Origin of the sequence: Pontibacter rufus, from assembly GCF_015694705.1 — a bacterium.
Classification (GTDB): Bacteria; Bacteroidota; Bacteroidia; order Cytophagales; family Hymenobacteraceae; genus Pontibacter; species Pontibacter rufus.
In genome coordinates this window covers 242,360-268,716 of sequence record NZ_JADQDR010000008.1, presented here as the reverse complement: position 1 = coordinate 268,716, position 26,357 = coordinate 242,360, and the positions used below count along the sequence as shown (strand labels likewise).

At 48.4% G+C, this 26,357-nt stretch carries 16 protein-coding genes; 5 read left to right on the top strand and 11 right to left on the bottom strand.

Annotated features, from left to right (window positions below; translation table 11 throughout):
• Window positions 1-91 precede the first annotated feature (91 nt).
• The gene (locus tag I2I11_RS14940) at window positions 92-814 is read left to right on the top strand and encodes a hypothetical protein (RefSeq protein WP_196268525.1); all 723 of its coding nucleotides are present in this window, start codon (window positions 92-94) and stop codon (window positions 812-814) included.
• Between the two features lie 158 nt (window positions 815-972).
• Window positions 973-1,527 carry a sugar O-acetyltransferase gene (locus I2I11_RS14935; protein WP_196268524.1) on the top strand — a complete coding sequence of 185 codons (555 nt, stop codon included), beginning with the start codon at window positions 973-975 and terminating at the stop codon, window positions 1,525-1,527.
• 255 nt (window positions 1,528-1,782) lie between these two features.
• On the opposite strand, the gene I2I11_RS14930 is transcribed toward I2I11_RS14935, so the two are convergent.
• From I2I11_RS14930 to I2I11_RS14920, 3 genes are all read right to left on the bottom strand, one after another.
• The gene (locus I2I11_RS14930; protein ID WP_196268523.1) at window positions 1,783-3,117 is read right to left on the bottom strand and encodes an NAD(P)/FAD-dependent oxidoreductase; all 1,335 of its coding nucleotides are present in this window, start codon (window positions 3,115-3,117) and stop codon (window positions 1,783-1,785) included.
• Window positions 3,118-3,297: 180 nt separating this feature from the next.
• Window positions 3,298-4,248 carry an NADP-dependent oxidoreductase gene (locus tag I2I11_RS14925; RefSeq protein ID WP_196268522.1) on the bottom strand — a complete coding sequence of 317 codons (951 nt, stop codon included), beginning with the start codon at window positions 4,246-4,248 and terminating at the stop codon, window positions 3,298-3,300.
• Between the two features lie 52 nt (window positions 4,249-4,300).
• Window positions 4,301-4,582: a hypothetical protein gene (locus I2I11_RS14920; RefSeq protein WP_196268521.1), complete on the bottom strand. Its 282-nt coding sequence runs from the start codon at window positions 4,580-4,582 to the stop codon at window positions 4,301-4,303.
• Window positions 4,583-4,641: 59 nt separating this feature from the next.
• Between I2I11_RS14920 and I2I11_RS14915 the strand changes: the two genes are divergently transcribed.
• Window positions 4,642-6,165 carry a malate:quinone oxidoreductase gene (locus tag I2I11_RS14915; protein ID WP_196268555.1) on the top strand — a complete coding sequence of 508 codons (1,524 nt, stop codon included), beginning with the start codon at window positions 4,642-4,644 and terminating at the stop codon, window positions 6,163-6,165.
• 203 nt (window positions 6,166-6,368) lie between these two features.
• On the opposite strand, the gene I2I11_RS14910 is transcribed toward I2I11_RS14915, so the two are convergent.
• Both I2I11_RS14910 and I2I11_RS14905 read right to left on the bottom strand, forming a co-directional pair.
• Complete coding sequence (locus I2I11_RS14910; protein ID WP_196268520.1) at window positions 6,369-7,112, bottom strand: Mut7-C RNAse domain-containing protein; 744 nt, start codon at window positions 7,110-7,112, stop codon at window positions 6,369-6,371.
• A gap of 69 nt (window positions 7,113-7,181) precedes the next feature.
• Window positions 7,182-7,946, bottom strand: coding sequence for an oxygenase MpaB family protein (locus tag I2I11_RS14905; protein WP_196268519.1), 765 nt, complete (start codon window positions 7,944-7,946; stop codon window positions 7,182-7,184).
• 510 nt (window positions 7,947-8,456) lie between these two features.
• On the opposite strand from I2I11_RS14905, the gene I2I11_RS14900 reads away from it, so the two are divergent.
• A complete protein-coding gene (locus I2I11_RS14900) occupies window positions 8,457-9,137 on the top strand; it encodes a hypothetical protein (protein WP_230680317.1) in 681 nt (226 codons plus the stop codon).
• Between the two features lie 23 nt (window positions 9,138-9,160).
• On the opposite strand, the gene I2I11_RS14895 is transcribed toward I2I11_RS14900, so the two are convergent.
• The 6 genes from I2I11_RS14895 to I2I11_RS14870 form a co-directional block, all read right to left on the bottom strand.
• Window positions 9,161-9,334 carry a hypothetical protein gene (locus I2I11_RS14895; protein WP_196268518.1) on the bottom strand — a complete coding sequence of 58 codons (174 nt, stop codon included), beginning with the start codon at window positions 9,332-9,334 and terminating at the stop codon, window positions 9,161-9,163.
• Between the two features lie 38 nt (window positions 9,335-9,372).
• Window positions 9,373-9,831, bottom strand: coding sequence for a DUF4268 domain-containing protein (locus tag I2I11_RS14890; RefSeq protein ID WP_196268517.1), 459 nt, complete (start codon window positions 9,829-9,831; stop codon window positions 9,373-9,375).
• A 91-nt stretch (window positions 9,832-9,922) separates the two neighbouring features.
• Window positions 9,923-11,095, bottom strand: a complete 1,173-nt coding sequence (locus tag I2I11_RS14885; RefSeq protein ID WP_230680316.1) for a hypothetical protein — start codon at window positions 11,093-11,095, stop codon at window positions 9,923-9,925.
• Between the two features lie 250 nt (window positions 11,096-11,345).
• Complete coding sequence (locus I2I11_RS14880; RefSeq protein WP_196268516.1) at window positions 11,346-16,214, bottom strand: Ig-like domain-containing protein; 4,869 nt, start codon at window positions 16,212-16,214, stop codon at window positions 11,346-11,348.
• Between the two features lie 934 nt (window positions 16,215-17,148).
• Window positions 17,149-21,885: a malectin domain-containing carbohydrate-binding protein gene (locus I2I11_RS14875; RefSeq protein WP_196268515.1), complete on the bottom strand. Its 4,737-nt coding sequence runs from the start codon at window positions 21,883-21,885 to the stop codon at window positions 17,149-17,151.
• 570 nt (window positions 21,886-22,455) lie between these two features.
• Complete coding sequence (locus I2I11_RS14870; RefSeq protein ID WP_196268514.1) at window positions 22,456-25,491, bottom strand: Kelch repeat-containing protein; 3,036 nt, start codon at window positions 25,489-25,491, stop codon at window positions 22,456-22,458.
• A 520-nt stretch (window positions 25,492-26,011) separates the two neighbouring features.
• Between I2I11_RS14870 and I2I11_RS14865 the strand changes: the two genes are divergently transcribed.
• The gene (locus I2I11_RS14865) at window positions 26,012-26,227 is read left to right on the top strand and encodes a Sec-independent protein translocase subunit TatA/TatB (protein ID WP_196268513.1); all 216 of its coding nucleotides are present in this window, start codon (window positions 26,012-26,014) and stop codon (window positions 26,225-26,227) included.
• The last annotated feature ends 130 nt before the right edge of the window (window positions 26,228-26,357 follow it).

Here is a 26,357-nt window from a genome sequence, read left to right as displayed (position 1 = left end):
GCAGCTAGAGAAGGAGCTTTAAATCTGTATCATACATAGGGCAGATAAGCGTATGTTTGCGTTTAGCAATAAGTTAGTAGCAATAAAAATCATGAAGAATCTGTACATACTTCTTTACATACTTATAGCTGGTTGTGCTCCTAAGCAGCAGGGCGTAGTGCAAGTAGCGGAAACAGAAGAAGTTAGTAGCACAGGTGCGGATGAAGGGTACTATAATAAATGTGCAGCTTCTGAGTATGCAGAATCAGAGCCCGATACTGCTTTTATATTTTCCAACCGCAGCAAACTCCTCATCTGTGGCTATCCTGAATTACGAGAAGGAAGAAAAGTGTACTCAGAGTTTGTGCTGTCAGAGTGCGGCAAGGACAGTATCATTGACTTTTGGAGCGCAGTTGAAGAGTATGAAATCAGGTTTGACCAGGATACGCTTCAACTGCAAAAGTTGGAGCTACTGGCTTTAGGTAAAAATAGGGAGTTTGTAAAAGAGAAGTGGCTTACTGAGTACTTCTACTATGAGAATGGAAAACTCAAAAGGGAAAAGAAACTGAACTCAGAAGCCAGGTACAGCCAAGACCAAATCGACCAGTCGCTGCAAGAGTATGAATCTACAAAATGGCAAACGCAGAATGGAGCGACTGAAGAATACACAGAGAAGAAAATGAAATTGGCTAACAGCCTGATGATTGCAGCAGCTTCAGGAAGCGAGAAAGCAGAAGTATACTTTCAAGAATTTAAGAGCAAGTTTCAGCCAGACGGAGCGTTCCTTGAGTGGTATGAGCAGATGGCAGAGTTGCTTGAATCAGCAAAGAAATAGAAAAACAAAAGCAGATAACAAAGTATAGCAGGTATGCTTCGGCTATGCCTCACCATCTGCTATACCAACCCGTTAGCTGCATGTATGACAAATCCCCAAATACCTCCAGATTGATATTCGCTCTTAATAAAATCAAACCTATTCAAAGACATAGTAAAATGAAAACAGAAAAAGAAAAAATGTTAGCGGGAGAGCCTTATGATGCACATTGTAAAGAGATGATTACTATTCGCACCAGGGTTAAACATATTCTTCATAAACTAAATGTAACAGAATATTACACAGACAAATTTCAAGATACAATACATGAACTGTGTCCTAATTCAGCTAAAAATATACACCTTGAACCACCATTTTACTGTGACTATGGAGAAAATATTTTTGCTGCAGATGAGGTCTTTATCAATTTTGGAGCTGTTATACTAGATGGAGCAAAAGTTACGATAGGAAAGAAAACTCTTATTGCTCCGGGCGTCCATATTTATACAGCAAGGCATCCTTTAAATATTGAAGATAGAAGAGTTTGGGAAGACTGCCTCCCTGTAACAATTGGCGAAGAATGCTGGATTGGCGGACATGCAACAATTTGTCCCGGTGTAACAATCGGAGACAGAGCCGTAATCGGTGCAGGAACGGTAGTCACAAAAGACATCCCAGCCGATACTTTAGCTGTGGGAAATCCAGCAAGAGTAATCAAAAAACTAAATGAATAAAGATTCTCATTATCTTGTTTTAGACAGCCAATTATAGAGCTTAAAATCAAAGCTAAATCTGATTTACAAAGGGAGAAATACCAGCAACTAACACTTTGTATAAGTAAGGGCAGGCTCGACAGGAAAGTGCCACGCTATTTACTACTACTCATTAGCAGCTTCCCGTTGAAGTAAGGGCTTTTTAATGCTGCAGCTAAGCCCTGATTGGCAGATTAGTCCCCAACCTGAATCGGGTATGATGGCCTGATTAAATCGCTACTCTACAGCCTTATGTGTAATCGTTTCCTTTACAGGTATATTCACATGCTTGCCGCCCAGAATCAGGCGGTTGCCGGTATCATAAGTGAAATAGCTCCATATCCAGTCCAGAAGTATTGCCATGCGGTTACGGAACCCAACCAGGGAGGTCAGGTGGATGAACACCCATATCAGCCAAGCCATAAATCCCTGTGTCCTTAAGTCCTTTTTAAAGACTTTGAGATCGGCCACGGCATGGTTGCGCCCCACGGTTGCCATCGAGCCCTGGTCGTTGTAAGTAAAAGCTTCCAGCGGTTTGCCGGCCAGCAGGTTTTGCAGGTTTTTGCCCAATAAATGCCCCTGCTGTATGGCCGGCTGGGCCAGCATCGGATAGCCCTGCGGGTTCTCTTCCGTTACCATCGCTGCCACATCGCCTATGGCAAAAATATTTTCATAGCCGGCCACACGGTTATACCTGTCTGTCTGCAGGCGGTTGCCGCGCAGCAGGCTATCTTTGCTGAGGCCCTGTAGAGGCGCGCCCGTTACGCCTGCCGCCCATATCAGGGTGCGCGTGATGAGCTTCTCGCCTGTGTCAAGCGATACGGTATAGCCGTCGTAAGACAGCACCCGGCGGTTCAGCCATACATTTACGCCAAACTTTTGCAGGTACTCCAGCGATTTCTGCGATGCCTCTTCCGACATTCCTTTCAGCAGCTGCGGCCCGCTCTGGATCAGGTATATATCCATCTCCTTAAAGTTGAGTTCCCGGTAATCTTTCGGGAATACATGCCTGCGCAGCTCACTCAGGGCACCGGCCAGTTCTACCCCGGTGGGGCCGCCACCTACAATTACGTAATCCATCAGGCTGTTCTGCTGTTCGCAATCGTCGAGTTGCAGGGCTTTTTCAAAGTTGTAGAGGATGGTGTTCCGTAGCTCCATGGCATCCTCCACGCTCTTCATTGAAATAGCATTCTGCTCCATCTGGGCGTTTCCGAAAAAATTGGAGGTCGCCCCTGTGGCAATCACCAGGAAATCATACTTGATAAGGCCAATAGAGGTCTCCACCACCTGCCGCTCCGTATCTACATGTTCTACTGTCGCCAGCCTGAAATAAAAGTTGTCCTGTCCTTCAAAAATTTTACGAAAGGGATGCACAATTGAGTCGGCATCAATGCCTGCCGTCGCCACCTGGTACAGCAGCGGCTGAAATGTGTGGTAGTTGTTTTTATCTATCAGCACCACCTGCACATCCGCGTCCTGCAGCGAACCGGCCAGTTCAAGACCTCCAAAACCGCCTCCAACAATCACGATGCGCCGCTTTCCTGTATCTGCAATTTTAGCGTAGTTTTCCATAAATCCTTTTATATCATTATGCCGGCACATTTTATGTGCGCTTAAGGCCCGTAAGCACAATGGCCGATTATTTCCGCTGGCGCTGCGTTATAATTTCTTTAGCTGAACACCAGCAGCCGGGAACGATGTAATAAGTACGGGCAGGGCTGTTGTTCAGTTTAGCAGCAGCTAGTATGGCTGCTATGGCACGATAACGAGTTTTCCTCTGGTGTGCAGCGAATGGACCTGCTCCAGCGCTTCTGCCGTTTCATCTAAAGTATAAGTCCTGCTGACATGTACCTGCAGTTTTCCTGCTTCAGCCAGTTCCCGCAACCTATCCAGCTGACTTGCATTTGGCTCTACAAACACATACTCGAACTGCGTCTGCGGGTCAAGGCCTTCGCCGTGGCTCAGGATAGAAACAAGCTTTCCGGATGGCTTTAGGGCGGACAGGCTTTGGGTTAAAGTTTCGCCGGCCGTACAGTCAAAAATCAGATCTACTCCATCCGGCAATACTTCTTTTACAGCCTCGCCAACGTGTGTGTTCTGGTAAGTGATGGTGTAATCGGCACCAAGCTCTTTCATGTAAGCATGATTTTTCTCGCTGGCAACACCTACTACCCGGGCGTCTTTTGCTTTGGCCAGTTGGATGGCCATGCTGCCTACCCCGCCTGATGCGCCCAGAATGAGAACGCTTTGATTTTCCTGCAGATTTCCGGCATCAAACAAGCACTGATAAGCTGTAAGGCCGACAAGCGGAATGCCGGAAGCCTCTTCCCAACTCATATTGCCGGGGCGTTTGGCCAGGTAAGTTTCAGGTATAACGATGTACTCCGCAAAGGTACCATCCTGTACCACAGGCCTGCGGGCGTACGCATATACTTCATCGCCCTTGCTAAATCTTCGGGCACTAAAACCCCGATCTTCCACCACGCCTGCCATATCCCATCCCGGAATAACGGGAAACCTGGTAGGCAGGAAATCCTTTAAGTAGCCTTCCCGCACCGCGTAATCTACCGGGTTTACACCAGCAGCTTTTATCCGTACCAACACTTCGCCTTCCTGCAACTCCGGGACATCAATTGTACCTATTTTAATATTCTCGGAGCCGCCAAACTTCTCATATAAAGCCGCATTCATTTGTTTTGCCATGATTCTTTTCTGTTAGTTATAAATAAGTAATAAATTTTACGCGCTTTTATACTTAGCAGATGCAACTTAAATTGTTTGCTGCATGCGAAGAACGCTGCGTTGCTGCAACCAGAACCGATGCAGACAGCAGCTTTGTACACGAAAACACAAGCCATATGCACTGAACACCAAGGCTTTTTAAAATACCGCTGCCCTGCACCTGGGGTTTGCAAAAGCCTTGATGCTTTCCGGAAATTTTATCTGCATCAGTTTTTCTAAATATAAATCTGCGCACATTCATTTTATACTTTAAGAGGAACAGCAGCCAGCAGGCGGATAATTCTGCCGCATCCATGCCCAAATAACACCCTTTCAGGTTTTCTACGTATCCTTTTAGACTTATACTTACTGATGATGAAGACAAGACATAACCCTGCGGAAACAAACCCTGATATAATATTGGTTGGTGCCGGAATTATGAGCGCCACCCTGGGCGTATTGCTGAAAAAGCTACAGCCAGACTTATCGATTGAGATTTTTGAACGCCTGGATACCGTGGCTGCAGAGAGTACGGATGCCTGGAACAATGCCGGAACCGGCCACTCTGCCTTCTGCGAACTCAACTACACGCCCGAGCGCCCCGATGGCTCCATCGATATTTCCAAAGCGGTTAAAATTGCGGATTCTTTTGAGGTTTCGCGGCAGTTCTGGGCACACCTGGTGCAGCAGGGCTTTCTGAGTGAACCGCATGCTTTTATCAACAGCATTCCGCACATGAGCTTTGTACTAGGCGCCGAAAACGTAAATTTCCTGCGCAAGCGGCACGATGCCATGATAAAGTCGCCGCTGTTCAGAGGGATGGAATATTCCGAAGACCCTGAACAGCTGACAGCATGGATGCCCCTAGTGATGAAAGGCCGCGACAAATCTGAAAAAGTTGCTGCCACCCGTATGGCGCTGGGCACCGATGTAAACTTTGGCGCACTCACCCGGCAGCTGTTCGACCAGCTAAAGGAGAAGGACGGCGTGACGCTGCACCTGCACCACGAAGTACGCAAACTGCGCCAGGAGCCGGATGGCAGGTGGCGCATTAAAGTAAAAGACCTGTCTACAGGCCGGAAAAGAAAGGCTTATGCTAAGTTTGTATTCATTGGGGCTGGTGGCGGTGCACTGCCGCTGCTCCTTAAAACCGGTATTCCGGAAGCTGAAGGCTTTGGCGGATTTCCGGTGAGCGGCCAGTGGCTGATCTGCCAGAACCCGGCCGTTGTTGCGCAGCACCAGGCCAAAGTATACGGCCTGGCTTCTGTTGGCTCACCTCCTATGTCCGTGCCGCACCTCGACAGCCGGGTTATAGGCGGCGAAAAGGCTCTTTTGTTCGGCCCCTATGCAGGCTTTTCCACAAAATTCCTAAAAAAAGGCTCTCTCCTCGACCTGCCACGGTCGATTAAGTTCAGCAATATTGTGCCGATGATCGAAGCCGGGCTGGATAATCTAAAGCTAACCAAATACCTTATTGACCAGGTGCGCCAATCAGCCGACGACCGTATGGAAGCATTGCGGGTGTTTGTGCCCAAAGCGGTGAAAGCGGACTGGAAGCTGGAGGTGGCCGGGCAGCGTGTGCAAATTATCAAGGAAGATCCAAAGGAGGGTGGCGTTCTGGAGTTTGGCACCGAAGTAGTCAGTTCTGCGGATGGCACCATGTCTGCCCTGCTGGGCGCATCGCCGGGCGCATCTACATCTGTTTCCATTATGCTAGGCCTCCTGCAGCGCTGCTTTAAGGAGCGTGTAAACACACCGGAATGGCAGCAAAAATTAAAGGAGATGATACCGTCTTATGGGCAGTCGCTGGCTGGCAACCCCATGCTCTGCGACGAAATACGGGCGTACACCAGCGAAACCCTGGGCCTGAAACACTTTAACTTTGCTGATAAGGCATAAATACAAAGCCACAGATCAGGTATGGCGCTGGTTTAGCCGTTCTGCTAACCTGAAAGGTTTTTGCAGACTACCTGCTTATCACCACAGGATATTTTTAAGGTGACAAAAAGAGCATCAATCATACTTTACCTCTTTAAGAAAATCCCTCCTGCAGAATACAGTAGGAGGGATTTTTAGCAATATCAGGTGTAAGGCAACAATTATCATTGCTGTTGAAGCTGCACCACAAACTGCTGCATCCGTTCGTAATGCGAGCCTTTCCAGTAGATGCGTTTACAGCAGAGGCACTGAAAGAATTCATTAAAATACATTTTTGTTTTCGGAGGCAGTTTGTCCAGAATGGCTGCTTTGGATACTTGCGTTATTTTTCCGTTGCAGGCCATGCACCGCTCAAAGGGCCTGAACTTCCCCGCCAGTTCATAGTAATGTATCACTTCTGCCAACTGCTCTCCGGGTTGCTGCGATCGCAGCCAGTGGCCCCATTCAATTATTTTTTGCTTGAGCAGGCCAACGTCGCGGGTCAGCACCATGCGGTTGTCCTGCTCGGCAATGCGGGCAATCGTTTTATCTGCGTAATGGTTCTCGTAACAGGTATCAAAACCCAGCATCCGCAGCAATCTGGCCAGTTTGCCAAGGTGTACATCCAGCACAAATTTAATCTCCGGAGGCGTTCTGGCCTTTAAGGCATACCCCGCCGGCCAGGTATACTCAGGGCCAGCCGGAAACAACGCTACCTGATCATGCGGGCGCAAGGGGTGCAGCAAAGTTACCGGCACGTCATTAACCAGCGCCACTTCTACCTCCGGGTGCGGCACACCTATAGCTTCGATGGCATCTTTTACCGCAGGCGCATCGCGGAAAGTATAACGCAGCAGGGTATGTCTGCTCGTTTGTGGCAAAAAATCGTTGAGTGCGCCATGGAAAAGAAAATCAGCCTGATGCAGCATGTCGCCTTGCCTTGTTTATACTTGTATCTATACTTTATTAAAGCTATACATAGCCATCGGGCTGTTGCCTCAGGACGGCATGCTGTCCAGGGCCTTAATTTCGGATTTGTAAGCCGGGGGCAGCACAACCGCTTTCAGGAGCCACTCCAGGCGCAGCTTCCGGCTGAATTTATACAAGAGCAACACCGGCTGCAGCAGCGAGAACTGTCCTAACTTCAGGAGCCGGTTTACCTGCTGCGGTACTACCAGCACTTGTGCCTCCAGCAGCAGTCTATACCTCACCCAACCCAGATGTTTGCGGTATTGCCTGTACAAATCATCAGAATGCCAGCTCCGCTCCAGGTTTTCCCGCAGGTGATCTTCCCGCATCAGCAGCCAATCCCGGTAATTATCAGGCAAGCCTTTGATGCCCATGCGGTTGCCAACACGGTTAAATACCTCAAATACTTCTGCTTTTTCTGCCTCTGTAAGTTGGCGCTCCAGTACCTCAAACGAACGAATGGAGTAGTCGATAAGCATAAAGAGCACGTCGCGGTAAGCCCAGTCAGGTATGGATGCACCCCGCTTTGCCTCTACGCCTGCATGTATGGCCGTCATTTTATCAATCGCCTGATGGGCTTCCGCCAGCTCAGAAAAAACAATCTGCCGCGCATAGGCTACCGTAGAGAACAGCCTACCGAGCGGATCGGCGGGAAGACGCCCTGTAAAGTATAACCAATCTACGGCTTTGTTGAGGGCAAATTCAGCAGAGGCGCCTGCAAAGATAAACAGGATGGTATCTCCCTTTCCCCAGATCTGCCTCACAACTGAGCCTCTTTCTACAAAAAATTCCATACCCGATAAACAAGAAATTGCTTAAAAACGTGCAGCAAGACCTGATCTGCCGTAAAAAATTATGTCTGAGGTAAATAGTATAAAAAGCAATGGTAGCGCTGCATCCGCGCCGGGCATGTTAAACAGCAAGCCATCCCACACCGCCCAAAGACAAAGACATCAGCGAAGGCCTTTGTTATTATGAATCCGGCAAGGATTAGGCTGCCTGATGGCACAAGCTGCCGCTTGCCCCGTTTTTTATCGCCAGAACTGCAATAAAGCCGTACGAAGTGAGTTATTTGAGGAGATTCGGATGCACACGTTATACCAGTAATACTTTAAGCTGCCTGCTCTCTCTTTGATTTACAGCACCCAGCAAGCAGATACAAGGCGTTGTTAAGTATAAAGTATGTTCAAGCCCTGTGGCCAAATCATTTCGCCTGAGTAGGTTAATCCCGTATAAGCCAGGCGTATAATTGCTGCAGCAGCTGTTTTATTTGCAAAATCAGGATTGAAGTACTAAATTTAAACATGATGAAGGCATTTTTTCTACCCCTGTTGCTCGTTTTGTTTTCCGCTGGCGCCATGGCCCAGGGAACCAAAAAAACAGCGGCTGCACCTGCCTCCAATGGGTTGGCCAGCCAGTTTAATAAACTTAAGGATAATTCTAACTCTTACCGGGAGAAAGGAGAGGCGTATAAAGTTGTGAACGTAAGGGAGCTGGATGCTTTCTGGGAAAACGTGCAGCGCACCATGGAGCAAAGCGAAAAGAAACTGCTGGATGGAAGCAAGGAAACGCGGCAGGATCTGGCAGAGGCGCAGGCAACCATTGCACAGCAGCAAAAGCAACTGCAGGTTTTAAAAGCAGAGAATGCGCAGAAAGAGCAGGAAGTGCAGAAAAGCGCCAGTGCTATTGCCAACATTTCGGTGCTGGGCCTCGATATGCCAAAGCAGCTGTACGTGCTTTTATCGGCTATTATTATCCTGGCGCTGCTGGTATTGCTGGCCGTGATAATGGCAATTTACAGGAGAAGCAAGCAGGTAACAGATGCAAAGCAACGTGCTGCCGATGAGATGGAACAGGAACTGAACGAGTGCAAAAAAACCTACCGCGAAAAAGAGCTGAAGCTTAAAAGAGAACTTCAGACAGAGATGAACCGTGTAGAAGAGCTCAACAAGGAAATTGCTTCGCTGCAGCGGCAGCATCATTAAACTTTAGGAACACATTTTCATACTTAAGCCACCCTGACAGCTCTGTCGGGGCGGCTTTTGCTTTTGAGCGTTTGCCCGGCAAGGCTGCTCCGATGAGGCTGAATGCATTCTGCATACTGGCGCTGGCCTGAAAGTATAAGCATGCACCCAACCGGAAAATCGAAGCTAAGTATAAACTCCAGTCTGCTGCCGTGCACAGCAGGCACAGGTAAACTATCCGAAAAAGAACGCTTAGTTACAGTGCCTCAAACGTGTACCTGGCATCGCTCCAGAACGCATCCAGGGCAATAATGCGCGGTTTAAAGAAAGAAATGAGTGCCGGCCAGTCGTTCCGGTCAAAAACATTGACAGCTGCTATCTCCTTATAGATCTTACTGATAACCCTGCCTTCGTCGTTGGTTACGTGCAAAAGCCACTCCCACTCTTCGCCCAGGCAACTGTGCAGCACATTTCTGAGCTCCTCAAACTGTTCGAAAAAAAGCTGCTGCAATTCAATGTCGGGGTGTGTCAGTTCGATGGCGATGGAAGCTGTGTTTTTACCGGCGTGCATCCTGAAGTTCACATACTTTACCCCTGTCCGGTAATTTAGCCAGTTCGTTTTCAGGCCTTCCGCAGAAAGCAGTGGCGCAATGTACTGCCCGAAAGTTGTCCAGAAAGCCTGCCGGAGCTGTGAGGCCTGTTCCCGTGTATACATGGCGCCAAATTATGGAATAGTAACCGGACCGCAAGCACAAAATTTATACCTGCCCGGAAAGGATAGCCGGAAAACCATCAGTAAAATTTTATTATTTGATGCCGAAGGAGCGCAGTTCTTTATCTATACGATTGTTCCATTGTTGCTGGGCGGCCTCATCAATACCATGGCGGGTTTCACCGTCATACTGCTCCTGCAGGTGGTTCATCTCCCGGAACGATTCAATGTACTGGTATTGCATGATGCTGTTGTAATCTTCCAGGGTAAGATTCTCAGGTTTCATTTTCTGCTTAAAGCGCTCGGCCACCAGTTTTACGATGTCAAAATGCCGCTGCTCGTGGTTCAGGCTGTAAGAATTGCGGGCCGCTGCCTTTACCCACGATGAACTCCGCAGTACGTATACTTTCATGGTAATATCAAGCTTAATAATACCGTCTTCAACTTCAGCCTGGCCCTCGTAGGCAAAGCCCGGGAAAACAGAGGCGGCAAAGTGGCTTGTTGTATTGGGGCTGGCACGGAAGTCATCCCATACCAACGGCCGGCTTACAGCATAAAATACCGTATCATCATCTGCATTGCGGGTATAATCTTTTACCGACACGGTTAAACTTTTGGCCAGCTTCGGATTGCGGCCGGCTTCCTGGTTCATCCAGGTGTTTAAGTATGTTAATGCATCGGCCAGCGACTGCCGGAGCACCGGCTCCACTACGGACAGCTGATTTGCTGGCCGGTTATACTTAGCGCCTCCCTTATAAGTCAGCAACTGCACCGGCTCTTCTTCGCCCTGCTGCTGCAACTCGAACCCCATAGCCACCGCCACATGTCCCTGCACACGGCCCTTATCACCGGGTGTTTCTGTTACGCGGCATTCTTTCAGGCGTATGGTTATGGGGCGCAGCTTCGTGTTGGCCGGCATGCTTTTTTGTATATACTGCCGGATGGCCTTCAAGCCACCTCCCTGCAAATCAACAGGCCGCGCAGCGGGTTTCGCCGTAGTACTGGCTTCGGGCAAAAGATAAGCTATGGCAGCAGGATCTTTGCGCTCGTCTATTACGGTTGCAATATAAAATTCCTTTGGCGTAAACGGCAAAGGCTCTGCACGAAGCACAATAGGTTGTATGTCAGCTTCAGGCTGCGTGGCACCGGCCAGAAATATGCCGGTCAGTACCACCAGCAGTCCCGGCCATACCTTACGGCTTATGCGGGCAGCCGGCACACGTTGTGTTAACTTCTTTAAATGCTTATTTATACTTGTGTAAGACATGGTGCAGCTTTACTTCTCCTAGACTGGCCTCATGCACCTTACCTGGAACAGTGATGTGGTAAATACACAAAGAACCTTCCTGCTGAACACGCTCCGGCCTGATTCAGTTCGCCACCAACCTTGTAAGCTGCATTGCAGGAAGATAATCTATACTTGCTGCCCTAGTTGTATTAAGCGTACGACCATTCCAGCCTAAAAACGAAGAAGGGCCAGCATAACCGGCCCTTCTTCGTTTTATTTGAAACAGGTACTAGCGTACAACCACCAGCTTGCCCTGTGCCTTGCCCGAAGGCGAAGCCGCACGCACCAGGTATACACCTTGTATCGTGCCGTTTGGTACGGGCAACTCTGTTATCACGGCGCCTGTACCATCAGTTTCTACGCTCCTGGACTGCACTTCCTGCCCTGCCACGTCATACATCATTACCTTTACTGCCTCGTGTGGTCTGAAGCCGTGCAATTCTACCTGCACCCGGTCACCTGTGCTTGGGTTCGGCCAAACCCGCATTTCATAGCCATCTGCCACCACTGCCGTATCTACAGCAGCAGCTTTTAAGGCATTGGAGATGCTCTGCGTTGCTGACACAGCAGATTTATCTGCTTTTAAGAGCGTAATGCGTGGCCTGCCATCACCGTTGCCGTCGTAATATTCAGACAAATACAGGTTACCGGTATAAACATCCTCAATCACGTCCAGCGGGTTAGAAAACGGACGGCGCAGCCCCGGAACCTTAATGCCTTCTGTTGCCCGGATGATGTCTGTGTTTGTAACACCTGGTTCCAGCACAATGATGTCGTCACCACCACTAAAGCGGCATACCATCAGCTTACCCTTCAATGCTCCGTCAAAAGCATTGCTCTTGTACTCTATCGCGCCGTTCGGCGAAATATTTAAGCCAAAGTCATACGCCCACCCGCGATAGTTGGGCTCTGTAGGTGTACCCACCGGGTAGCCATAGTTTACGCCATTAATCGTCCAGACCACTTCATTCGGATCCTCTCTTTCAGTTGGATTACCGCCTCCCATAATGTACTCATGACGCAATTCATTCGGATGGCCATAGTAGCCGCCTTTCTGCACTCTGAACAGGAAATCGCCCTGTGTATCGCGTACGTTAGAAAGAGCTTCTATTGTGGGGCCGGTATACTGCTGCCCGTTTGACCAGACTGAGCCAGTGTTAAGGGCAGGCGTATTGCTACCCGCTGCAGAGCCGTTTGTAGCCACATACAGCTGCCCGTTTGAATGCCATACCAGGTCGTAAGCATTTCTGACGCCTGTGGCATAAAGGGTAAGCGGGGCATCCGCTGCATACGGATTGTAAGTTCCGCCTTCTTCAGTCTTAACATCTATAGGCAAGCCCATCTGGTCAGCTTTGTTAACATCCAGGCGAAGCACTGCTGCATTCAGCAACCTTTCGGGTCTATTTCCCCAGGCACCATCAGGAGCTCCCATACCAGAGTTACTGCCCTGAACAAAGTATAAAGCACCATCCGGGCCAAAATCGATACCATTGGTCGAATGATCTTTATAAGACCTTGGCAGGTTTACAACATAATCAATTACCTGAGGCGCCAAAGGAGTATTCAGGATGATTTTTGAAACCTTGCCAGACCAGTCGGGGGCATTCATAAACTGCGGTGCCGAATGCGTGATCCAAGCTACCAGATTAGTAGCCGTGGCTGCCGGGTCAAAGCGCAAACCTATCAGCAGTCGCCTGTCGTCACCGAAAGGCGCGATGGTAATATGGTTTGTAATGGTGCCATCCGGGTTGATATCCCACCGCTCGATTTTCCCTTGAGAGGTTGTGGCATACAGCCTGTGGTCGGGCCCTATTACCAGGCTGGTAAACCCATGTGCACCAAAATCATTATCAATTAAGGTTATTTCTGTGAATGACACACCCGCCAAATCAGTAGGAGTTTCAGGCGTGTTGCTGGTGGTTGTAAAGCGGGAAGAGAAGGCAACCATCGGATTGCCATTCATATCCTTCACCTGATCCGTTATCTGAAATTCATAGGTGGTGCTGGGCTTAAGTGTGGCAGAAAGCGTGATAGCATCGCCGCCGCCTGTTGTGTTGACAGCAGTACCCGACACCTCTTCCCCGCCTCCCAAAGCAATAGTATACAGCTTTACAGTGTTTGGATTCACTGTGCTGCCATCCAGCGATACGCCGCTTGGAAATTCCAAATCAACCGACACCGATTCATCCAGGGCCACATCGGTTGCATCATCAGCAGGTCTCACTGCCGTAACCCGTGGCCTCATCAATTCACTTTCAGGCACCTGCGCTACTAAAACATAGTTAAGTTTGGTATTCTGGCCACCTGTAGCATCTATGGTAAGCCTGCCATCTTTTACTTCTACTGTTACTGTGTTAATTCGATATTTATCCTGTTTGGATGGTACAAAACCTGAAATAGCCGGCACACCCTCTACGTTTACCTGATGTTTGCTGTCGATGTAATCCGGGTCGCCGGCACTTACTGTTACGTTGTAGGTGCCACTCGGCAGCACATACTCCCAGCTGCCGGGTGTCTGGCCACTGGTAGTCGCCTGCATCTGTGCAAGTGTCCTCAGTCGTACATCCTCAGTGCCCGTGCGCTCCCGCATACTGGCAGTCTGGTCTTTGGGCTGGCCTGTTACCGGATCTACCCACCCGTAGCCGCGGAAAGTATCAAAAGCAAGACCTGTTTCGGCCACATAACCTTCAGGCGTTGCAGATCCGGCAAGCTGAAAATTAACATTGATGTCCTGGGCTGACGCAGGCTGTGTTACGGTCAGGGTAATATGTAAATCTGCTGAAGTATAGCCGGTAGCTGAAGCCGTTACCGTTGCCTGGTAAGTGCCGGGTGTAAGGTTCGTGTTGATGTTTTCCGGGCCGAAAGTAAGCGTACCCAAGGCAGCGGCAGGCAAGGTCAGCCAGTCTGCCCCTGTCGATTTGCTCAGGCTGACAGCCGGAGTTCCTGTGGAGGCAGAAAGCTTTGTGGTTTGGCCGGTGACTGCTACCCCTTTGTCAGCCGTAAAATCCAATGACACCGGAGAGAAAGATAATTCCTTAACGGCCTGAACCGATGGGCTGATGAGGGCATAATTTAGTTTTGTGTTCTGACCGCCTGCGGCATCTATGGTCAGCTTGCCATCTTTTACCTCTACTGTTACAGTGCCGGTGCGGTACTTCACTGTTTTGGTTGGCACAAACCCGGTAATAGCCGCCACGCCTTCCACATTCACCTGATGTTTGCTGTCGTAGTAGTCTGGGTCGCCGGCACTTACCGTTACATTATAGACACCATTGGGCAGCGCATACTCCCAGCTGCCGGGTGTCTGGCCGTTGGTAGTCGCCTGCATCTGTGCAAAAGTGCGCAGTCTTACATCTTCAGTGCCCGTGCGCTCGCGCATACTGGCGGTCTGGTCTTTGGGCTGGCCTGTCACCGGATCTACCCACCCGTAGCCGCGGGCAACATCAAAGGCAAGGCCTGCATCGCCCACATATCCGGACGGTGTGGATGTGGAGGCCAGCTGAAAGTTTATATTCACCTTTGAAGCAGGAGCAGGAGGTGCTGTTATGGTCAGCGTTATGCGTAAACTGTCTGAAGTATAGCCGTCTGCCGAAGCCGCTACCGTGGCCCGGTAAGTGCCGGGTGTAAGGCTCGTGCTGATGTTTTCCGGGCCGAAAGTAAGTGTACCCAAGGCAGCGGCAGGTAAGGTCAGCCAGTCTGCCCCTGCCGGCTTGCCCAGGCTAACAGCAGGTGCGCCAACATTAGCTGACAATTCTGTGGATTGTGGAGACACTGCTCCCCCCTGTACTACAGTATAACTTAACGTGTCAGTTGAAAATGCCAGCGCCGGAACCGGGCTTACCAGCACATAATTTAGTTTTGTATTCTGACCGCCTGCGGCATCTATGGTCAGCTTGCCATCTTTTACCTCTACTGTTACAGTGCCGGTGCGGTACTTCACTGTTTTGGTTGGCACAAACCCGGTAATAGCCGCCACGCCTTCCACATTCACCTGATGTTTGCTGTCGTAGTAGTCTGGGTCGCCGGCACTTACCGTTACATTATAGACACCATTGGGCAGCGCATACTCCCAGCTGCCGGGTGTCTGGCCGTTGGTAGTCGCCTGCATCTGTGCAAAAGTGCGTAGTCTTACATCTTCAGTGCCCGTGCGCTCCCGCATACTGGCGGTCTGGTCTTTGGGCTGGCCTGTTACCGGATCTACCCACCCATAGCCGCGGTCTGAGCTATAAGCCTGCCCGGCATCCGCTGTATAACCCGAAGGCGTGAAAGTGGAGGCCAGTTGAAAGTTTATCTTTACATCTTGTGTTGCAAGCTCAGATGTTGTAGTATTAACCAATGCACTGAGACTGAAGTCATCGAAAGTATAAGTAATGGGTGTGCCTGCATTTCGGTGAGTAGACAACACGCCGCACAGCACCTGCGAACTAATCAGGCCCGTGCCGTATACGCTCAGCCAGGGCTCTGTATAGCCCGCTCCCGTACTTTTATAATTTACCCCATCAGTTGAGTAAAAGCCTTCGGCTTTGCCGGTAGCCGCATCTACCACAAGCCGCAGCCGCACCGTCTGTGTATTAAGCCCACTCAGGTAGCTCGTCTGCCGCTGGTCAGTTGAACCACTTCCGGCCGAAACATCATTAATTTCCCGTTGCAGTTCTACGCGGTTACCGTTCACAACCAATTTTATATAAGTGTGATCGTTCAACCCTACCCATACTCCTGCCTGCTGTGAAGACGTTCCGTAGTAAGGGCGCACCAGTGTTGCTTCAGCAACCAGGCCTTTGCTCCCGTCGGCTGATATTGAAAGCACATTAAGCTGATTGTTATTGGACTGAAAGGCTATACCCTTGTTTGTAGTTATTTTCAGCTGTCCGTTGGTGAGTGATAACCGTGAAGGTTCATACCATGGACGTGAAGCATCCGAAGGTGCGCCATCCTCAGACAGACGAGCACCCGAGAAAGGAGCCACCACCTCAAAACCTGTTCCCTGGCCTGATGCGTCTGCCACCGTGCCCGGCACACCTGCATTAAAATCCAGATGTACAGGAAGCTCTGCTCCAGAAACAGGAGAATTAAATAGTGGCAGCAGAAGTAGAAGCAAAAATAATGATAGAAAAAGGTGCTTAACAGGCAGCAGCACCTTTAGATTAAAATTAAGGTTCATAGATAAGGTATGCTTTAGTATAGTTCTTTCCATTCCAGCTCTCGCTTAATTGTTTTATCAGCATTATTTTAGTATAGTATCATACTATACCTGGTTTATATTTAAAACTTTCAGGTAATTAAAGCCTGCAATACACTACCGTTTAGTGCCTGTTCTATTTCAAAGCAGGTACTAAACGGTAGTGTATTGCAGGAAATATAGATTGCAAGATGATTATGTTATTTAATTGCATTGTAAGAAATGAGTGCTGCTCCTTTTTCACGACTGCTCTCCTGATGTGTTGTATTATTGAATTATATAATTTACAAATTTACAGTACGTAACTTGCACAAAAAAATGATTAAATTTCATATAATAAATTTAATTTATTTCTAATTCATTTTTAAAGCGCTCGTTCTCAACAAGCTACATCTTAAGAAATTTTGTCTTTCGCGCCATAGAGTGCTGAAGTTGAAGCAATCCTTAACTGTACCTGCTCTCTATTTTATACTTCCCCTAAATGTTTAAAGCATTTCAGGTAACCATCTCTTATTAGGATAAGGACTTTAAATTAATGTTTAAACACTTACGATGCTAGTACGCTGACAAGATTATTTTGTCTATAATATTAGCTATTTTAAATTTAATCTTTAATTATACAATTAATTCTTTTACTTACTTTTTATACTTCGGTCTCTATTACATAACAGGCACTTTAACTTTCCTGCTCCCTTCCAGGCATTCCACATAATTTTCGTATCCGTATTTGCCAGATTCATCAAAGCTAGAGGGCTCTCTCATTGTTGTCTAAACCTGTGTTTTCGGCAGTTTAGGTTAGCATAAAACAAAAAAGGGCTGTATGTCTACAGCCCTTTTTTGTTTTATGCTATTGTTAACGTGCGATAAGTAATTTGCTCTGTGCCTGCCCCGATGCGGAAACAGCTTTTATCAGGTAAACTCCCCTGCTCGCATTTCCTGCAATAGACATCTCCTTTATAGCAGCCCCTTGTCCGTCGGTTTCCGTTGTTCCGGAGCTTACCTGTCGGCCTGCTATATCATACATGGTAATTGTAGCTACCTCATGCGGTGCAAAGCCGTTCAACTCTATCATTACCTTGTCACCAGCATTCGGGTTAGGATACAGGCGCAGGCCTTGTCCTTGCTTGCCTAAGGCATCCTCTTCCGCCACAAGAGCGCTTTCCGAAGCCGACTGTGCGGCCAGGCTGGAAGTAGCCGTAACCTTATAGATTTCGACACCCGCTAATGCCAATCGGTTTACAGTTGGATTAAACTTGAGGTTCAGAACACCATCTGTTATGTTCACTTCAAAATCCTTCACCAAAGCAGCCCTGTATCCGACTTCCCGGTAAATATCGAAGTTAGCCAGCTGCAGCGAGTTCTCTATGGTCGTATTAAATACCCTGGCACCTGTAGATGAGAAATAGTTTTCTACAAAGTGTAAGCGTACCCTATAACTTCCATTAGCCAGTGGTACCTCAAATCGTGTCTCAGCCAGATCTGTGGCGGCAGAGAGATATGTCTGATAGAGCACATCTTCATCCGTGGATGCTATTGGTGTCGTTACCACCTGTTTATCCAGTCTAACAGATCCCTTGCGATAATTAGCATCCGATTCCCATACATTTCCCTGTATCGTTATGCTGTTATCGGAACCGCCTTTGATGCGTTTCACCAATGAAATGGCTGCACTGCTGGTATTGGCAATACCATAGAGCGGTATGCGAAGCGGCGAAGCCCCGCTGTTGTAATGCACCAGCAAAGCTGCATTTTTTATACCCAGCGTTTTCGGGTTAAACTTAACTGAAATACTCGTAGAAGCTTGGGCTGCCAGCACGGTAGCCGACGGCATCGTAAAAGAGAATTCATCATAGTCAGGCCCAACCAGTTCAACTCCCTTAATCTGAATGGCCGGATCATTACCGCTCTCATACATTTCGCCTGAATTGCTGAGGCTGATGCTCATTGTTTTGCTGCTTCCAGCCTGTAGCGCATCAAAATAGACAGCTGAAGGCGCTGCAGCCAGCTCCGAGTAATTGGCTGATCCGGTTTCAGGCCTCACGTTGGTTATGTAATACACATTATCCTGGTAGTCGTAGTTGGTAAATGAAGTGCCCAGGTAGTCTGAACCAATAATATAAGCATTGGGAATTACGTTACCATTGCTGTCTACTGCCTTCCAGATGCGCATTGCCAGTTTACCCTCAAAGTTCTTTGTTCTGTCTGAATAGGATTTCCCTGTTCTAATCCCAAAGGCTCCTATAGCAGTTATTTTGCCCTGTGCCAGCACCGTTGAAGAACCGCTTTTACGTGGAAGAAGCGATTGCCCATCCAATGAGTTGTGGGTAAACACCGTTGTAAAGGTGCTTGTATTCTTAGCATACCATTGGATCTTTTCGGTTGCCGCACAGCAACCATGGTAAGCAGCCATTTGCGTGAGGATAATGTCCTTGCTTGGATCTGCTTTTACAAAGAAAGGGGTTATGATTTCATCCGAATTTGGCACTATAGTGTTACCATCTATACTACCATCGTCATGGCTATACCCTGTTCTTGTTTTAAAGCCAAAAGCTCTGATGATTTCTTGTGCCCAAGGTTCGTTGTTACCCTCTCCTGCCTTTTGCCAGAGACCACGTAATACTACTTTTTTGAAAGGAGCCAAATCATCATTCGAGTGAATATAAAGTGTATCGTTCAGCACCTTCACCCGCGTAGCCTGATCTTTGGCAATGAACTCTATTACTGCTACTGCGGAGGCACCGGGGCCAACGCTAAATGGCGTTGCCGCAGAGGCATCGTAAGCAGCTCCGTTTAAAGATTCAATTTTCCAGGCATTGTTATTAGACAGTGCCAGATCGCTCACGATAAGTGTTCCTTTGCCTTTATTGCTAATCTTTAATTTTACCTGGTTGTGGTTAGCATTGTAAGCAGTATAGGTACCATCGCCGTTATCACGTCTCCAGGGTATCTGTATAAGAGAAAAGGTCATTTCATCCAAAGCCGGGAATTTATCTGCATTCTCCACAAACATGTATGTGTTGCTTGCTGCAGCCTTTTCTATGCTAAAGCTGGTAACATCAGATACTGTTACGTTGCCGCTTCTATCCGTAGCTTTTGCGCGAATGGTGTAGTTACCCACTGCCGTGATTCTGATTGGAGCGGAATAAGCTGTATAGGCGCCGCTGTTCAGGCTGTATTGTACGGAAGCCAGTCCTGAACCGCCGGTATCTGATGCGTTGATAGTTACCAGTACCTCGTTTTGGTATACACCTTCAGATTGCAGCGTTCCGGATAGTTTAACAGTGGCAATAGGCGCAATGTCATCGCTACCGGCTGTGGACGGACTGATGAGTGCATAGTTTAGTTTTGTGTTCTGTCCGCCTGCAGCATCTATGGTCAGCTTACCGTCTTTCACCTCTACTGTTACAGTACCGGAGCGATACTTCTCTGTACTGCTTGGCACAAATCCAGAAATGGCTGGTATACCTTCTACGTTTACCTGATGTTTGCTGTCGAAGTAGCTCGGATCGCCGGCACTTACCGTTACATTATACATGCCATTGGGCACTGCATACTCCCAGCTGCTCGGCGTGTCCTGCATTTGCGCGAACGTACGCAGGCGCAGTTCGTCTGTACCTGATCGCTGGCGCATGCTAGCCGTTATATCTTTTGGTTGTCCGGTAGCCGCATCCAGCCAGCCGTAGCCGCGTGCTGAGCTATAAGCCTGGCCGGCATCCGCTGTATAGCCCGAAGGCGTGGATGTGGAAGCCAGCTGAAAGTTTATATTCACCTCCGAAGAAGAAGCTGGAGGAGCTGTTACGGTCAGTGTTATGCGTAGACTGGCGGATGTATAACCGTCTGCCGAAGCCGTTACCGTTGCCTGGTAAGTGCCGGGCGTAAGATTCGTGCTGATGTTAGAGGAGCCGAAAGTTACTGTGCCAAGTCCGGCATTTGGCAGGGTCAGCCAGGTAGCGCTGGTTTTACTAAGCGTAATAGTTGGTGTACCCTGGCTCGCTGATAGCTGTGTAGACTGAGCAGAAACGGTACCTCCCTGCACTGCGGTGTAATTTAATGAAGTCGTGGTAAAAGACAGTGATTTAACCGCTACGTCTTCCCGCTTAGCAATTACCAGGTAATTGTTCGCTGCACCTTTTGCCGGACTTGCCAGGTTACCGCCCAGGCTCACTTTACCAGCCGGAAAGGACATACTATACAAGTCCATATTGCTTATCTGCGAGTCATCCACACCCAGCCTGTCAGTGAGCTTCTGCCAGCCGCTCAGCCAGCCTGGTAGCGTGGTGCCGCGCGGGTCGTAAGCCACATACACAACAGACTGCTCCGACAGGTTGAAGCTAAGCAGTGAAGTGCTGGTATTATACTTGTCGTCGTTAGCCGTCTGGATAAGCGTAGCGCTTGTCAGCACGGATGGCACTGTAGTGATTTTGTAAGTACGGTCGGTATACATGAGTTTACCTGCTGCCAAATCCGTAACCACATATTTCTTACCGCTGCTGGCAACCACACCTGTTACTAATGCTGTAGATGTAGGCGGCGTAGCAGTTTGCTTAGCTATGACCAGATAATTCGTCTGGGCACCTTTTGCCGGGCTAGCCAGATTACCACCTAAAACCACTTCTCCTGCAGCAAAAGTCTTGCTATACAGGTCCATGTTGCTTATCTGCGAGTCATCCACACCTAATTTATCGGTGAGCTTTTGCCAGCCGCTGAGCCAGCTTGGCAGCGTGGTGCCGCGCGGGTCGTAAGCCACATATACAACAGACTGCTCCGACAGGTTAAAGCTAAGCAGCGAGGTGCTGGTGCTCTTTTTATCGTCATTGGCCGTCTCAATAAGTGTAGCGCCAGTAAGGGAGGATGGTACTGTAGTGATTTTATAGGTACGGTCGGTATACATGAGCTTGCCTGCCGCCAACTCCGTAACCACATAGTTTTTGCCGCTGCTGGCCGAAACATCCGTTACCAATCCTGTAGACGCGGGTGTGATGGCAGTTTGCTTGGCTATTATGAGATAGTTCGTCTCAGCACCTTTTGCCGGACTTGCCAGATTACCGCCTAAAGTCACTTCTCCTGCATCAAAGGTCTTGCTATACAAGACCATGCTGCTTATCTGCGAATCATCTACCCCTAATTTGTCAGTGAGCTTCTGCCAGCCGCTGAGCCAGGAAGGAAGTGTTGTAGCTCTGGGGTCGTAAGCCACATAAATAGTAGACTGCTCTGACAGGTCGAAAGAGAGCAGTGAAGAACTGGTACTCTTTTTATCGTCATTGGCCGTCTCGATAAGCGTAGCGCCTGTCAGTGCGGATGGCACGGATGTAATCTGATAAGTGCGGTCGGTATACATGAGCTTACCTGTTGCCAAATCAGTAACCACGTAACTCTTACCGCTACTCGCCGAAACATTTGTTATCAGGGCAGCTGCTTCAGCGGGCTGTGCTATAGTGGTAATGTTGTTGCTTTTCCGGTATTCCGTGCTGTATGCAGCGGCTCCAGGTGCAAAAGCAAACGATAAAAGCTGTAGGCCAGCTATAAGTCCCATAATCAGCATTGCCAAAGACTTGCGGCTGCAGGAACTGTAAGTATAAATCTTATTCATATTTACTCTTTTTCGGAGTTTAAATTTTGATATTCTTCACAAAGTATTTTATAACGTCGTGCTTTTATAATAGCGGCTTTATACTTCTAAAGTATAATTGAACTCAGGCGTGCTTAAATTATTTTGTCATGCGGCAGTGTAAGGTAGTTTTAATGTAGATACAATTATAGTAGTTTGTTACAATTGTGCATAAATTCTGTATACGGCAAATCTAGTTATTTTATATAATTTTTTTGCAATAATTATATAATAATTTTTTCTTAAGCTAGAGCTAACCGAAATATTCTCCTATTCCCAAGCTACGCAGCAGTAGTTCTTTATCTTATGTTCTGATTAACGTTATTTGCAGATTATGTATAACCCTGATCCGGCGAAAGCCTTGCATTCCACCAACGAAAAAACATCATTTATGCTCTGCTAATTTGCTGCAGTGCAACATAAGTTTATCTCCTGTTCTTCACCTGGCTCCGGGCAATTAAAGTGCTCCCCGCAAGTATAAGTATGAGTAGCACCCCGGGACAGTTGATTATCCTTCCTGAGGTACTACTCATGTTATTTAAATAATTCCTGCTATTGTACGAGCAGCTTAGACTGCAGTTTACCAGAGGGGGCAAGGGCTTCTATAAAGTATACACCTTTCTTCATCTGGCTGCTAAGTAACATGGCAGTTCCTGCCTTTCCCGCTTTGTCTGTAACAATCTCCTGCGAAATCAGCGCATGGCCCAGTACATCATATAAAGTTATTTTAACAGTTTCGTGAGCAGCCAGGCTTTCTACTTCTACATACACGCTGCTTCCCGTATTCGGATTAGGGAAAAGGCGCAGGCGCAGGGGCTGCTCTGCTGCCTGAACAGCTTGTGCCGTGGCAGTGAGCGTCTGATTGGCTGGCACAGCAATGACGAGGTAATTCGTCTGGGCACCTCTTGCCGGACTGGCCAGATTACCACCCAGCGTTACCTCTCCTGCTTCAAAGCTCTTGCTATACAGGTCCATGCTGCTTATCTGCGAATCATCCACACCTAATCTGTCGCTGAGCTTCTGCCAGCCGCTCAGCCAGCCTGGTAGCATGGTGCCTCTCGGGTCGTAAGCCACATAGACAACCGCCTGCTCCGACAACTCAAAAGAGAGCAGCGAAGTGCTCGTGCTTTTTTTATCGTCATTGGCCGGCTGAATCAGCGCTGCATTCTGCAAAAAAGATGGCACAGATGTAATCTGATAAGTACGGTCAGTGTACATGAGCTCGCCTGCCTGTGCTTCTGCCAGGCTGTAGCTGCGGCCGCTCACAGCAGCGACATTGCTCACCAGCGCAGAAGAGGTGGCCGGAGTGACAGCAGCCAGCGCCAGCACCAGGTAGTTGTTCTCTGCGCCTGCAGCAGGGCTTGCCTTGTTGCCGCCCAGCGTTACTTCTCCTGCTTCAAAGCTCTTGCTGTACAAATCCATGCTGCTGATTTTAGAATCATCTACCCCTAATCTATCGCTGAGCTTCTGCCAGCCGCTCAGCCAGCCTGGAAGCGTGGTGCCTCTCGGGTCGTAAGCGATGTAGACAGTTGCTTTCTGTGCCAGGCGGAAGCTGAGCAGCGAAGTACTGGTATTCCATTTATCATTGTTGGCCGTCTGAATCAGCGATGCGCCAGCAAGAGAAGCAGGCACAGAGGTGATTTTGTAAGTACGGTCGGTATACATGAGCTTGCCTGCTGCCACATCTGTGACCGTGTAAGCATTGCCTGTGGTGGCAGACACGTTGCTTATCAGCGGCTGGTTCTCTTCCGGGGCCTGGTCCACCACTGTGAAGCTCACCGTCAGGGTAGTGCCTGCCGTGCCTGCGCCTTTGGCAGCAGTGTAAGGTGTGGCTGTTAAAGTATAGCTTCCCACAGCAGGCGTCCAGGCGTAGTAGTCGCCATGCACGTCATCGCCGAACAGGGCGTAAGGCTTGCCGCTTTCCGTAGCCGTTTTGCTCTGTGTGCCGCTTAAGGTAAACTTTACGCTGCCTACAGTAGCCGGATTGGTGTTGGCCCGGATGTTGAAGCTCCTGCTGGGCAGCGTTGCCAGGTTCAAAGTGCTCCCGTTCACCAGCGTCTGCAGGTCTGCTTCGTTGTCTGCATTCACCAGGGTCAGGCTCGACACCTGCTGACTTACTGCTGTGGCCGGCAAAACTCCTTTGCGGTTAGTTTTAGAAAAGTTACCGCCAGTATAAAACATAGCTCCTTTTAGCGCTACACCTATTCCGGCAGACGTAATGGCAGGCAGGGGAGTAAGTTCCGACCAGGTGTTGGTGGCGGGATTGTAAGCCGACACCAATTTTGATCTGACATTATGTGACGTTTCACCGCCGATGACGATAATGCGGTTTCCCATCACAAAAACAGACGAGGAGATATGATCCCGGCCAACAGGCATATCCGCTACTCTGGTCCAGGTATTTTTCTCCGGATCGTATACTTCAACTGTCTTTTGTGCCACAGTTGCATCGTTCTGGTGATGCGCGCCGCCAATATAGTATAGCTTGCCCTGGTATACAGCTGAACCCGGATGGTTGCGCGGATTAGATAGAGGCGCTAACGTTTTCCAGCCGGCAGAAAGGTTGTCTAAATCTAATACATAATGGTCAGCAATGTCTGCACGGGATAAGTTTGCTCCGCCCGCATAATGCAGTTTACCTTTCAGGTATTGCATCTGGCCTGCCGCCAGTTCCTTCGGAAGACTGGGAAGGGCTGTGTAGGTGTTGCTGGCAACATTATACTTCCATACCTGCTTGGTACCAAATACCTGCCCGGTACCGGTCGATCTTGCTGTGTAACCACCGGCAAAATAAATATCTGTACCGTCTGTGGTAAGCCCTTCATGGGTTACTCCCCCAAAGTCTGCGCCTCGTGGCGTATGTGGCAGGTCGGCAATGCTGCTCCACTTGTTCAGGGCGGGATCATACACATACGACCGTTTTGTTGGTGTCCAGTCGGGTTGTTTCTCAACATCATATCCTCCAAAAATATAGAGCTTGCCATTTACCGTTACGCCGTGTACCTCATGCGTGGCCATCGGCTGGCTGGCAGCCGTACCCCATTGTATACTGCTAAAATCAGGAGACGGAGTTCCGCTGTTAACTGTAACCGTAACCGTCGCAACATCAGACAACCCCTCCGCATCAGTTGCTTTCACCGTTAATGTAAAGCGATCCTGTAAATGATAGTCCAGAAATTTAGCCAGAGAAATAGAACCCGTTGTACTGTTAAGGGCAAAGGTACTATTCGTGTTTCCTGCGGTAAGGGTATATCTTACAGAGCTGCCCTCAGGGTCCGAAGCCGTTACGCTGCCTACAGAGTATCCCAGGTCTGCATTATCCGACACGGCAAAGGTATAAGCTGACTTGGCAAAAGCAGGCGCATTCCCTGCTACACCGGCAGGTGCCGGAGACATGATGAAGCCTACTTCCGGCATAGCAGGAAGTATAGCCCCCCGGCCAGGTAAACTTATAAACGACAGAAAGCACAGCAGCAGGAAAGACCATTTCTGCTTAAACAGGCTTTTTTTGAATACTTTAGACGAACCTAAAAATAACTCCCCCTTAATTTTACCTGACTGTATTGTGTTTTGTAGATTTTCCCTCATGTTCTGTTATTTTACTTGTTGACTTTGGTGTGCATAGTTTTGGGCGCTGTAAGATGAATATCTTCAACATCCTGATACAGTAAAACTTTTTCTTGGTTGTATTAAATACGAGAAATATTTTTAAATGCGCCTCTCGTGGTGATATTCCTCCATTAAATTTTCAGATAAAAGTTTTAAAGGTACATTATGAAGGATAAAAGATGATAAAAGTATGGCGAAAGCAAGTTCTTAAGCTTAAAGCCCCCTTAACTCATATTCATATAAAAAGTTGCATATTCAGCTTACTTTATTATTTGTCAGATTAAAGCAGAGAAGCTTCACCGTTTTTTCAGCATGGCGAAGCGCAGATAGGTATACTTGCTTGAGATTAGCTGGCCGGGGCAATCGCGCTATACTGCCTGGCAGGAAATTAATTCCGGCCGCCGGCACATTAAAAAGAATTTTAATTTACCCTCATTTTTTGCAGCATTTAATTTAAATTCCATTTACCTTTGTTGCGGTTCATTTAAAATATAAAGCCATGGTTATCACCAACATTCTAGCTTTTATAGGCGACCTGGGAGGTTCAGAGATTCTCTTAATCCTGGTTGTTATCCTGCTGCTGTTCGGCGCAAAACGCATTCCTGAACTCGCAAGAGGTTTAGGAAAAGGTATTAACGAGTTTAAGAATGCCGCCAAAGAAGTTACGAGTGAAATCTCGAACGCTACCACTGACGACAATAAAACCGTAAAATAACCCTGCTCAATCAGGCAGCAAAATAAACAAGCCACTCATCCGGGTGGCTTGTTTATTTTGCCACAGTTTGCCTTTCGCTCTGCTCATGCCTGTCCACCCCTTTTTAAGGACAGGAATTGTAAGTATGTTT